8 protein-coding genes and 4 pseudogenes are annotated in these 11796 nt (G+C 62.0%); 5 read left to right on the plus strand and 7 right to left on the minus strand.

The window, feature by feature from the left end:
* Window positions 1-397: 397 nt before the first annotated feature.
* A protein-coding gene (locus IEV62_RS17695) for an IS3 family transposase (RefSeq protein WP_188449858.1) occupies window positions 398-1533 on the minus strand; the annotation gives its coding sequence in 2 pieces (ribosomal slippage) (window positions 398-1266 and window positions 1266-1533; 1137 coding nt in all).
* Window positions 1534-1615: 82 nt separating this feature from the next.
* Here IEV62_RS17695 and IEV62_RS17700 point away from each other — a divergent pair.
* Window positions 1616-1741 (plus strand): annotated as a pseudogene (locus IEV62_RS17700) (IS3 family transposase); the annotation flags it as partial.
* Window positions 1742-1772: 31 nt separating this feature from the next.
* On the opposite strand, the pseudogene IEV62_RS17705 reads toward IEV62_RS17700, so the two are convergent.
* From IEV62_RS17705 to IEV62_RS17725, 5 genes and pseudogenes are all read right to left on the minus strand, one after another.
* Window positions 1773-2495, minus strand: a pseudogene (locus IEV62_RS17705) (IS5 family transposase); the annotation flags it as partial.
* Between the two features lie 137 nt (window positions 2496-2632).
* The gene (locus IEV62_RS17710; RefSeq protein ID WP_188449860.1) at window positions 2633-4603 is read right to left on the minus strand and encodes an asparagine synthetase B family protein; all 1971 of its coding nucleotides are present in this window, start codon (window positions 4601-4603) and stop codon (window positions 2633-2635) included.
* Between the two features lie 12 nt (window positions 4604-4615).
* Complete coding sequence (locus IEV62_RS17715; RefSeq protein ID WP_188449862.1) at window positions 4616-5851, minus strand: glycosyltransferase family 8 protein; 1236 nt, start codon at window positions 5849-5851, stop codon at window positions 4616-4618.
* Complete coding sequence (locus IEV62_RS17720) at window positions 5848-6147, minus strand: PqqD family peptide modification chaperone (RefSeq protein ID WP_188449864.1); 300 nt, start codon at window positions 6145-6147, stop codon at window positions 5848-5850. The genes IEV62_RS17715 and IEV62_RS17720 overlap by 4 nt, the downstream gene beginning before the upstream one ends.
* 16 nt (window positions 6148-6163) lie before the next feature.
* The gene (locus IEV62_RS17725; RefSeq protein WP_188449866.1) at window positions 6164-7099 is read right to left on the minus strand and encodes a hypothetical protein; all 936 of its coding nucleotides are present in this window, start codon (window positions 7097-7099) and stop codon (window positions 6164-6166) included.
* A 190-nt stretch (window positions 7100-7289) separates the two neighbouring features.
* Between IEV62_RS17725 and IEV62_RS17730 the strand changes: the two genes are divergently transcribed.
* The 4 genes and pseudogenes from IEV62_RS17730 to IEV62_RS17745 all read left to right on the plus strand — a co-directional run.
* Window positions 7290-8399, plus strand: a complete 1110-nt coding sequence (locus IEV62_RS17730; protein ID WP_229733384.1) for a putative 2OG-Fe(II) oxygenase — start codon at window positions 7290-7292, stop codon at window positions 8397-8399.
* A 281-nt stretch (window positions 8400-8680) separates the two neighbouring features.
* Window positions 8681-8947, plus strand: a pseudogene (locus tag IEV62_RS17735) (transposase); the annotation flags it as partial.
* Between the two features lie 111 nt (window positions 8948-9058).
* A protein-coding gene (locus tag IEV62_RS17740; protein WP_188449872.1) for an IS3 family transposase occupies window positions 9059-10224 on the plus strand; the annotation gives its coding sequence in 2 pieces (ribosomal slippage) (window positions 9059-9320 and window positions 9320-10224; 1167 coding nt in all).
* A 17-nt stretch (window positions 10225-10241) separates the two neighbouring features.
* Window positions 10242-10763 (plus strand): annotated as a pseudogene (locus IEV62_RS17745) (IS3 family transposase); the annotation flags it as partial.
* 36 nt (window positions 10764-10799) lie between these two features.
* On the opposite strand, the gene IEV62_RS17750 reads toward IEV62_RS17745, so the two are convergent.
* Window positions 10800-11153 carry a TLP1 C-terminal extension domain-containing protein gene (locus IEV62_RS17750; protein WP_229733382.1) on the minus strand — a complete coding sequence of 118 codons (354 nt, stop codon included), beginning with the start codon at window positions 11151-11153 and terminating at the stop codon, window positions 10800-10802.
* Window positions 11154-11796 lie beyond the last annotated feature (643 nt).

Raw genomic sequence — 11796 nt, forward strand, 5'->3', positions numbered from 1 at the left:
AGTTCGTCGTGCGATACACAGGTGCGGCAGGTTTGGGCATCACGCCCATCTATCCCACTCGATTCCCTACGTGAATCCCCAACGTCAGTTTTGCAACAAAGCCCTGTCGCATCACCGTCTCCGTTCGTCAAAGTGGACGCAACGCGAGGTGTCTCAAAACCGTCAGGATCGTGGGAGTGGCGTTAATTAGGTCAGATTCTAGTGGTCAAAATCAGACGGAAGAATCCCCATAGAATGGCCGCAAACCACTCTCGTTAGCAGTTTGGGCGGGGACCATCCGTCTGATTCTTACCACTAGCAACCTCGGTAAGCTTGCGTACGACTGCACGCGCTGACAGAGGTGGCTCGGTTCATTTGAACAGCTCGGCGCGATTGCTAAGTGGAATGTCCGCCAGTTTCATGCCGCTGCGAGAAGCGGTTGGTTGAAGTAAGCCTGATCGGGCGTCCTGCGGTCAAGCGATGAGTGCGGGCGCCGGCCATTGTAGAATGTTAGATAACGGCCGATCGAGGCGCGGGCCTCGCTGACCGAGCCATAAGCTCGCAGATAGACTTCCTTGTATTTCACAGAGCGCCACAGGCGTTCGACGAACACATTGTCGCGCCAGGCGCCGCGCCCGTCCATGCTGATCGCGATCTTCTCCCGGTGCAGGACGGCGGTGAACGCCATGCTGGTGAACTGGCTCCTCTGATCCGTGTTGAAGATTTCTGGCGCCCCGAAGCGCGTCAGCGCTTCCTCCAAAGCCTCGATGCAGAAATCCGTCTCCAGCGTGATCGACAGCCGCCATGCCAGCACCCGTCGGCTGAACCAGTCGACGATGGCGATCAGATAGACGAAGCCGCGTGCCATTGGGATGTACGTGATGTCGGTCGCCCACACCTGGTTGGGCCGCGTCACCGCCAGCTTCCGTAGCAGATACGGGTAGATCTTGTGCCCCGGCGCCGGCTTTGACGTGTTCGGCCGCCGGTAGATCGCCTCGATTGCCATCTTCTTCATCAACGTTGAGACGTGCAGCCGGCCGACCTTGATGCCTTCGGCGGCAAGCAGGTCGCGCAACATCCGGCTGCCCGCGAACGGGAAATCCATGTGCAGCGCGTCGATCCGCCGCATGATCGCGAGGTCGGCAGCCGAGGTCGGCCTGGGCAGATAATAGACGCTGCCGCGGCTGATCCCCAACTCGCGCGCTTGCCGTGTCACCGGCAACGCATGCGAACGGTCGATCATCGTTTTGCGCTCGGCAACAGTCCTGCTTTGCTGAGCGCCCCGGACAAAAAATCGTTCACCAGCGTCAACTCGCCGATCTTGGCGTGCAACGTCTTCACGTCGATCGCCGGCTCGGCCGGCTCGCTATGGCCCTCTGACCCGAAAACTCCTGCCGCCCCTTCCAGCAACTGGCCGCGCCATGTCGTGATCTGGTTCGGGTGAACGTCGAACTGCTGCGCCAGCTCGGCCAGCGTCTTCTCGCCCTTCACGGCTGCCAGGGCTACCTTCGCCTTGAATGCCGGGCTGTGGTTCCGGCGTGTTCGCTTCGTCATCTCATCTCCTGTTCGGCAGCCATGCTGGCCGCCTTCAGGCAGAAACTCCACTTAGAAGCCTGTCCAGATTTGCCGAGCCACCTCTACCCTGCGGTGGGTCGATTGGTTCAACAACCATCGCCTGTTCGGCCCAATCGGATACATCCCACCCGCCGAGGCCGAAGCCAATTACTATGCAGCCCTTGAGAACCTCGATATGGTTGCATGACTCAAACCAAATAGCCTCTAGGAAACCCGGGACGGTTCATAACGCGTTGGCCCAGAAGTTTGAAGCAGTGCATTTTGGTCTCGACCAGACTGCGACGATGATAGCCGCTCCACTTCTTCCAGATGGCCCGACCAAGCCGCTTTGTTACGCGTAGCGCTTCATTGCGCGCATCAACGCCGGGACCATCTTTCGTCCATGGTCGGCCGTTGCGGCGGACCGGGATGACCGCGTCGGCACCGTGTTTTGCGATGGCGGCATAGCAGGCCCTGGTATCGTAAGCGCCATCCCCGCCGACGCTGAGTATCTGCTCGTCTCCAGGGATTTGCGCCAGGAAATCGGGGAGCGTCGGCGCATCGCCAATCGCATTGGTCGTGACCTCAATGGCCCGGATATCCAGCGTTCCAGCATCGATCCCGAGATGCACCTTGCGCCACTGGCGACGGTAGGATGCGCCATGTTTGCGCGTCTTCCACTCGCCTTCGCCCGTCATCTTGATCCCGGTGCTGTCGACCAGCAAGTGCAGACCGCCCGGGTTGGCCCGTCCGCCAAGGTTGACCTTCAACGTCTTCTGCCGGCGGCACAGCTCAATCGCACCGTCCGAAAACCGCATCGGGCGACCAGGGCGACCACACGGCTTCGAGAGCCAGTGCATCTCCGGATCAAACCATATTTCCAGCGACCCACGCCGCTTCAGCGCCGCATTATACTCAGGCCAGTTCGTCGTGCGATACACAGGTGCGGCAGGTTTGGGCATCACGCCCATCTATCCCGCTCGACTCCCTGCGGGAATCCCCCGGCGTCAGTTTTGCAACAAAGCCGTTTCGCTCGGCGACTTGCCAGCCGGGTTATTACGATGCCCGGGCTGATCGGCGCGACCGAACGATCCAGAAATCAGCGATCAGACCAGCGGTCGGGCGGAGGTGCAACGACAGGCTCTTGATGGGCAAAACTTCGTGCGAAATGGCCTGCCGAGAGTCCGCGCAACAATGCAACACGATAGCCAGCGACTCTATCAGCGCCGTTCCAGCCATTGATGGGCCATTTTTGCACCATGTTCCGCATTCGGGCCACGTCGAGCAGACGGCTGGCTACGACATTGGCACCGATATGATCGATTTCATCCGCCAGCGCGGGGCGGGCAGACTCAAGACGTTCATACCAATCGGCTGCCTGGCGCCCCCTTCCCAACTCGTTCAAGAGGGTGGCGGGCACACGATCCGCGAGAACGCGCCGCGCAAGCGACCTGGGCTGGCCATCGCGGAGATATTCGGCACTAGGAACGCGCAGAGCGAACTCCACGAGACGGCGATCGGTGAGCGGATCGCGCAGGTCGATACCCCAGCCAGCCAGTGCCGCCTTGACGCCCAAGCCTGGATCTTCCCTGCGCAAGGCGCTCAGCCGTGCGGCAAAAGGATCGGTGCGCTGTCGACGGGCTGCACCAGTTGCGGCCATTGCTCGTCTCGCGGCCGGGAGTCTAGCGGGGGCAAGCAGGGTAAACGACATCCCATTCGATTCCGCACGGCCAAAGTAGTGCGCAGCGCATTGCCACAGGCGCTCCGCGCCAAACGGGCGAAAACTCATCGCGGCGACCCCACGCCAAGACATCCCGGCGTGTGCCGTCAACGCCTTTGCTTCGAGGGCCCAGCATCTCAAGCGCCCGTGCCGGAGCAATTCGGGTAGCCGTTCGAACCCGGAATACGACAGCGTTATATTGCCGGCGTTTCCCGTGAGCAGGACTTTTGCGCCCCGCGTTCTGGCTGCCTCGTAAGTGTCGAAAATCCAGCCAACGTTGGAAAGGTTGAGCGCCGGCCGCGCGGCAAAGGTCAGATTGTCGGTAAGGTCCTGCATCAGCGACCGACCTACGGAGCTGGTGGTGAACCAATCCATATTGGGGTGCATTGCCGCCACGTCCCCAGCGAGTGCGCCTTCGTCCGACATCCGATCGGATCCGGTATCGGCCATGAACTCGGATCGTGGAACCGCGGTGAACGCGCTTATTCTGCCGCCCGACCCGGCGAGCAGTCGGGCCGCGGTCGCTGCGACCGCGCTGCTGTCGAGGCCCCCGCTCAGTTGCGCGCCGATCGCGCCGACGCTCCGCAACCGGCGACCGACCGCGAGATCTAGCTGTTCGCGCATCGCATCGACATAGTCGTTGGAGCGGGAAAAACGGATCGGCTCCCGGACCGGATTCCAGTGCCGTCGACGGACCACTCCCGACGTCGACAAGACCACCGAGTGACCGGCCTCGACACGTCGGACGCCTTGGGAAAACGTACGTTCGCCGATGCCGGGGGCTGACATGACGAATTGGCACAACCGCTCCTCGTCGGGCGCTGCATCGATTTCGGGGAGCGCGTGCAACCCCGCCGCCATCGTTGAGAAAGCGACGACGCCGCCTCCGACGTGGTAATGCAGCGGGCGTTGTCCCGAGGCGTCTCGCGCCAACATCAGGGTCCGCTGCCCGCTATCCCACAGGGCAAAGGCAAAATCTCCGAGCAAATGCTCGAGACAATCGTCGCGCCAATGTTGATAAGCGCTCATAAGGACATCGCTGTCGCTTAGCAGCGCTAGGCGATCGCGCTGCAGCCCGACTTGCGCTGCAATCTCCTCGCGATTGTCGAGCCGCACGTCACCGACGAGCACGAACCGACCTTCTCCGCCGAGCACGGGACCGCGGTCGAAGCGATCTTCGGGCAACTGTCGCACCAGGCTCCGTCCCAGCGCGATGTCGCCGTTCGACCATTCGGCGGCATCGGCGGCATCGGCGCCGCCGTACATCGCCTGGGCGGCCAGCATGGCGCGGCATCTCGACGCCGCTTCTGGTCGACCGTCAAGCAGCCACACGCCAGCCAGCGCGGTCATGTGGCGGACCGATCAGCCATCGATCGTCACCAGTCTCAGATCGACCTCGGCAAGACGCGCCTGCGCCAACAGGTTTTCGCGGACACGCGGCAACCGACGAAAGTCGCCGATGATCAAATCGCGGTGACCCGCAGCGATCGCCTCGTCGACCGACAGGATCGGGATGTCATCGAGCACACCGCCCGAAAAGACCGGGTTTTCGCTGACGAGACATGCCACCGACAAACGCTGCTCGCGGGCGGCGATCAGGATTTCGCGGGCGAGCAATCCCGTCAACACGACGGCGCATCGACTAAAACCTTGCGACTGCGCCATGTGGACGAGTTGCATCGCCATCATGCGACGCAACCGCCGCGCTGCCGCATTGACGGTGAAGGCCCCGGGCCAGACGAAATGGTCCACGGGGTAGCTGCGTTCTAGCAGGCGGCGCGTCGCGTCGAATTCACGATGCCAAAGGGTCATCGCTTCGCAGCCCGCAAGCCATGGCTTATAGGCACCAAGAAAGTGCACTATCGTGGCATTTGCGACCGAGTCCGCCAGCACTGAGGGGTTCATGTCGAGATCGGTCGCGAGACCCGGGGCATGGTAGGTTGTGCAGTTCCAGCGGGGCGGCACGCGGCGCCATCGGCCGCGCAACACTGCGTTCAAGGGCGTTTGATCATTGTGATGCCCAACGGCATCGCCACGCGTGCCCACATTGCGCGTCTGCCGCTCCTGTATGTCGGCAATACAATGCTCTGTCACCTTCTCGGCACGCCAGCGCGCGAGATCCATCAGCATCACGCCCGAATTGAAATACCCCCCAGGATAGTCGCGGCGCGTGTCCGCAAGCGTCACCATCCATGGGTCGGTCACAGCGGCAATGGGTGCGTCGGACAGATCGGTTTTCCACACATCGCGCAGACTGCCACGAACTATGGCGTCGCAATCGAGATACAGCACGCGGTCAAGCGTAGGCAGCAAATTCGGCAGGAAGATGCGGCGGTAGATCGCGGTTGCGTCGGTCTCGTAGTTGGTGGTCGGATCGAACCTATGCGCAATTTCGAGCGCCGCATCGACCACGCGCACTTCGCAGGCATAGCGCGCGGCAATCTGACGCAGGAGCGGCGCGGCGCGCGACGCTGGATCGGTGAGCGCGTGGATCCTGACCTGCCCGCGATTGGTTTCCAGCAACGAAAGCATTGCGACGGCGGCGGGCAAAGTGAAACCGTCGTTAAAACAGAAGGCAATTTCGATCGTGTCGGTCACCCGGCTACTAGGGTTATCAAGCCTTCGTCCTGGAGGTTGCAGAAATGTGCGAGCACTTCCGCGCGGCACTCGAGCTGATCGATTTCATAGACCGCGAAAAGCCTTAGCGCGGCTTCGTCAGCGGTCGTCGGCGCGCTCAGCAATTCCCACAGGGTCTTGCTGGGCCCGGAAAAGGAGAAGCAATTGCCGGTCGCGGTATCGAGCACGAAGATCGCGTCATCCAGGCCCGACTCGATCGTATCGTGTTTGCGCATGACGCGCTGTTCGCTGGAGAGCACGCTCGCTGGCGGGGTCATCGGCTCTTCTCGCATGTCAGTGTGTAAGGGCGTACGGTGTATTGAGATAGGCGACGATGGGACTGAGCGCTGCCATGCGCCGCCCATGCGCGACGTACAGCAAGTCGATCGCGGTCGTCAAATCGGCCCAGCGTTGCCAGACGGCCTTAGCGTTGGGAGCTGTATTTATCAGCTCGGGCATGCGGACGCAATTCGTCCATTCGGCAAGCGCCTCCAGGCGCGACGCCGGCGTGATCTCGGGCGACCCCTCGCGCAGGAGCACCACCCGGTCCAGTAGCAATGGCGTGGTGGGGCCGTTGCTGGCGACTGGCAGGAAATATTTACCTTCGACTTCATTTGCCAAATCAAGGCCTACCGAGGATCGACCGATGTGATGGAGCGACGCGTCGGACAGTTTGAAGCCGCAGGCGCCATGAAAAACTTCGAAGGTCCCGGCGTGTCCAAGCACGAGGATGTCGTCGGCGACGATCACGCCGCCCGCCGCGACCAAGGCCGCGGCAAGCGTCGATTTCCCGGCACCCGACTGACCGCAAATGCCGACGACGCCGTTGGCCGTCGCGACGGCACTGGCATGCAGCGGCAGCATGCCGCGTTGGTAGACAAGCACCGTCAGCACGCGGCTCATGATGCCGTCCGCAACGTTCTTGGCGACAAACCCCCGCAACCGATCGATCACGATGTGGCGTCCCTCGCGCACTTCGTACCGAAATTGGCCGCGAATAAGGCCGCGGCGATGACCCGGCTGCGAAACGACGGGCTCAGCGACTGGACCGAACACGATTGTAACATCAGGTGTCTGAGCGGATTCTGGGGAAAGTGCGCGCAGCTGCGGCAACGAAAACTGCGAATTCACGATGAGGCCGTGGGCGAGGTAGCGATACTGCACATCTTGGCCGGGCCGAAATACGCGGGTTACTTCTTGGCACTGCATGGAGTAGCCGATACGACCCACAAGAGGTGATGACAACCTGCATCATCGCCGCCGTCTTGGAGCTTCAATGATTGATCTGGCCCAGCCTCGCACGCGCTCCGTGATCCTCGATTTGTTCGCCGACGCCTCGGCTGCTGCGCCCGGCGACATGGCTTTAGCACGCCGCTATGCTCAGGCCTGCACGAATGCAGGAGACGATCGCCACGCTGTGATGGCTTGGAGAAACATTCTTGCGATCGATCCGGACGACGCGCAAGCATGGGCAAAGGCGGCCGCGTATCTTTGGCTCACCGGGCGGGCTGCCGAAGCGCTTGACGCGGCGCAGCGGGCGGTCGCACTGGAGCCTGGAAACGCCAATTACCTTGGCGTGTTGGGCTATGCGCTGCATGTGGCCGGCGAGGACGACGCGGCGGACCGCGCCTATGCGCAAGCGTTCGCCCTCGACCCGTTTGACGGCTTGGCGGCGCGCGGGATCGGACAGGCGATGATCCGCCGCCGCGCCGGGAGTGACCTGGAGGCGCATTGCCTGCAATCATTCGAGCGCCTCGGTTCACGCGGCTGGATCGTCTCGCAATATTGCGTTTCGCTCGCGTTGCTCGGTCGCACCGTGGAATTGCACCGCTTGCTCGATTATGATGCACTGCTGCGGCACCAGACGATCGATGTGCCGGTCGGCTTTGCCTCGCTCGACGCCTTCAATGCCGCGCTAAGCGCCGAGTTCCACGCACTCAAACCCGTAGCGAGCGGCGAAATCGCGCTCGACGTCATTCGCAACGGATTGCGCGTTAAGGGGGGGCCGCAGGCGGCAGTGGCCGCGCATGGACGGACCGGAGCCCCGGCGAGCGCGGCGCTGCTCGACACCTTCGCCAAGGCTCGTAGTGCTTATGAACACTGGGTGAGCGCCGGCGGCAACACCCTACTGATGCGGATGCAACCAAAGTCAACGAGCCTATCGACCGACGGCCTGATCACGGGGCGTCAGGCGTTCGTCGCGCCGCACATGCATGGCTCGGCGTGGATCAGCGCGGTCTATTACGTCAAAATCCCAGTGGAGGCGCCCGAATCTGGCACTGCAGGGTGTCTCGAATTCGCGCCCCCGCTTCACAAAGTCGATCTTCCCGACGGTATTTGGCCGACACGTCTGGTCCGCCCGTACCCAGGGCTTCTCATCGTGTTTCCCGGATATGCGTATCACCACGTTCACGCGAACGTGGCGACCGACGAACGCATAGCGGTATCGTTTGACGTGCAACCCAACGCGCACGAAGGGCGCGCCGGGGTCAGTGGGGCAACGTGCCTGACCGGTCTCGATCAGGAATAGGTGTTCGCGTCGCCGGGATTGAACGTACCGGTCCCGCCCTTTGCGTCGGCGGCAGCGACCTTTTCAAAGCCGAGAGGCTGCCACGGGGCACGCGTGGCCTGTGCCTCCGAGCGAGTTGCATTGGTGTCTTGGACGGAAGCCGCCATCTGTTTTCCCCGATTTACCCATTCTTCCGTTACACGTGAACGCGTGATCGTCCAATTGATTTGCGAGCCACTGAGCTTGCCCCTGCCTGACGTCTCCCTTGGTTGATAGGAATTGATCAGCGAAGGGGTATCAGGATGAAGGACGGAGTGAGGGCGCGCTATACGCTTGAGTTCAAGCGGGAAGCGGTGCGACTTGTGCATGGCGGCGAGAAGGTTGGGACGGTAGCCCGGACGCTGGGCGTGTCAGGTCAGTCGCTGGATAACTGGGTCAAGGCGGAGGCGGCCGGTCGGCTGAGCGATGTCCGTGGCAAAGCCGTGACGGCTGAACAGATGGAGATCGCCCGGCTGAAGGCCGAGCTGTCGCGGGTGCGTATGGAGCGCGACATCCTAAAAAAAGCGACGGTGAGTTCAACTGGTCGACGCAACGGCATTGATTTCATCTGACGTGACTGACGTGACCCCCGTTTCTTCATCCACCTGGAACTAGAGACCGGCCCTCGAAGGGACGGACAGATGAAGCGGAAGCAGTTTACGGAAGAACAGATCATCGGCATCCTGAAGGAGGCCGAGGCGGGCGCGGTGGTGACGGAGCTGTGTCGCAAGCACGGGATGTCGAGCGCGACCTATTACGCGTGGAAGGCCAAGTTTGGCGGACTGGAGGTGTCCGATGCGAAGCGGTTACGGTCGCTCGAGGAGGAGAACGGTCGGCTAAAGCGGCTGCCCGCCGATACGATGCTCGACAATGCGGGTCTGAAGGATCTGCTGTCAAAAAAATGGTAGCGCCCGCCGCGAAGCGGCAAGCGGTCGCGCATCTCCAGGCGACGTTGGGGATGAGCGAGCGGCGGGCGTGTGCTGTCGTCGGAGCGGATCGCACGAGCATGCGGTATCGCTCGTGGCGGGCGGATGATGGCGACCTGCGGTCGAGATTATGTGAGCTGGCGCAGCAGCGCCGGCGGTTCGGCTACCGACGGCTGCACATCCTGCTCCGCCGTGACGGCATCACGATCAACCGCAAGAAGCTTCAGCGGCTCTACCGCGAGGAGGGGCTGACGGTCAGGCGCAGGAAGGGGCGCAAGCGCGCCGTAGGCGCACAAGCACCTGCGCCCGTCTTGGCGCTGCCCAACCAGCGCTGGAGCTTGGACTTCGTCCACGACCAGCTCGTCACCGGGCGGCGGTTCCGCGTGCTCAACATCGTCGATGACGTGACGCGTGAGTGCTTGGCGGCGGTGGTCGACACGTCGATCTCGGGCCGACGGGTGGTGCGCGAGCTGACCGAGCTGATCGCCAGGCGCGGTGCGCCGAAGATAATCGTCAGCGATAACGGCACCGAGCTCACCTCGAACGCGGTGCTCGCCTGGTCCGGCGACGTCGGCATCGAGTGGCATTATATCGCGCCGGGCAAGCCAACGCAGAACGGGTTCGTCGAGAGTTTCAATGGTCGCATGCGCGACGAGCTGCTTAACGAGACGCTGTTCTTCACGATCGGTCAGGCGCGCGCGATCCTCGCCCGCTGGGCTCACGACTACAATACCGAGCGGCCGCATTCATCGCTCCGCTACGCCACACCGGCAGCGTTCGCTGCCGAACTTGAACAGCAACGTGCGGGGCTGACCCCGCCCGTTGCATCACCCGCGCTCATGCGCGACAACACCGGCCGGTCTCTGGTTGCCGCTGGATGAAAGACAGGGGTCACGTCAGACCCAACGCGCTGTGGGTAGTTGACTTCACATACGTTCACACCTGGGCGGGCTTTGTATACGTCGCCTTCGTGATCGACGCCTACGCCCGGCGGATTGTCGGGTGGAAAGTCAGCACGGCACCCACAGCCAACTTCGTTCTGGACGCGCTGGAACAGGCGATCCACGCCCGCAAGCCTGGTCCAGCAGACGGCCTGATCCACCACAGCGACCGTGGCGTGCAATACCTTGCTATGAATTATACCCAGCGTCTGGCCGAAGCCAAGCTGGTGCCATCGGTCGGCAGCGTCGGCGACAGCTATGACAACGCCTTGGCCGAGACCATCAATGGCCTCTACAAAGCCGAAGTCATCTGGCGGCAAAGGTCGTGGCCAGGCGTGTCAGCGGTGGAAATGGCAACCCTGCGGTGGGTCGATTGGTTCAACAACCATCGCCTGTTCGGCCCAATCGGATACATCCCACCCGCCGAGGCCGAAGCCAATTACTATGCAGCCCTTGAGAACCTCGATATGGTTGCATGACTCAAACCAAATAGCCTCTAGGAAACCCGGGACGGTTCAGATTGTAGCCGTGTCGTCTTTGGACACAGCTGCCAAAAACCGTTCGCCGGCGGGGTTCCGGGCGACGATCACGCCTGCGCTCACCGCGCCTGTCCGCGCACAGATGACTGTATAACTCTCGATCGTTCCGGGACCGGCATAGCTCTCGTTCGTGTCTGGCGCTGACCCGCGTGACGCGTCGGCACGCGATTGATAGTCAAAATCGTGCGGAAAACGTACCGCAGATAGAGGCGCGCGCGACAAGACGATGCTGTGGTTGTGCGTCGCAAAGCCGCCGTTACCGAACAGCAGACCGTTCCGGCCATCACCCGCACGCAGCCGCACGACCATGGCCGCGACGGCATGGCTCATGTAATTGCCGATCGGTCCCCCGCCAAAGGTCAGCCCGCCGACCACGCTGACCGGCCGGCCCTGGGGCCATCCGCCCCAGTTGAAGTCGTCGAGCTCATTGGGCAGCCTATCCCCTTCGGGGAGAGTTTAGAAAACCGGCATGTCTGGACCATACAAAAGTGAGCCGCCTTTTGCTATCCAATCTGCCATCGCTCGGTCGTATCGTTGCTGTCGCGCAAGCCGCTTGCGATGTCTCCCCTCGACCAAAATGCGCCCTGATACCCGAGCTTCGAGGTCGGCGGGCCGGAGGCGATTATTCCCTCGCTTGCGTCGGGCCGCATCGCGGCATTTACGAAACGCACTAATCTCTAATGGCCCGGCAAAAAGAAGACCGGACTCCGTATCGCCGCTCATGCAGTAGGTTTTGCCCATGCCCCCAGCCACCAACGTTTCGAAAATTCTGTCAAGCCAAACGGCGTCTCGACGCTCGAACAAGGTTTGACGGGTGCGCCTCGTAGAAGGGCGCCGGTTGCCAAACTTTAAAAAAAAACTTTGCCAATCCGATGGGCTTTGTTGCAAAACTGACGTTGGGGATTCACGTAGGGAATCGAGTGGGATAGATGGGCGTGATGCCCAAACCTGCCGCACCTGTGTATCGCACGAC

The sequence above is a fragment of the Sphingomonas psychrolutea genome, from assembly GCF_014636175.1.
Lineage (GTDB): Bacteria > Pseudomonadota > Alphaproteobacteria > Sphingomonadales > Sphingomonadaceae > Sphingomonas > Sphingomonas psychrolutea.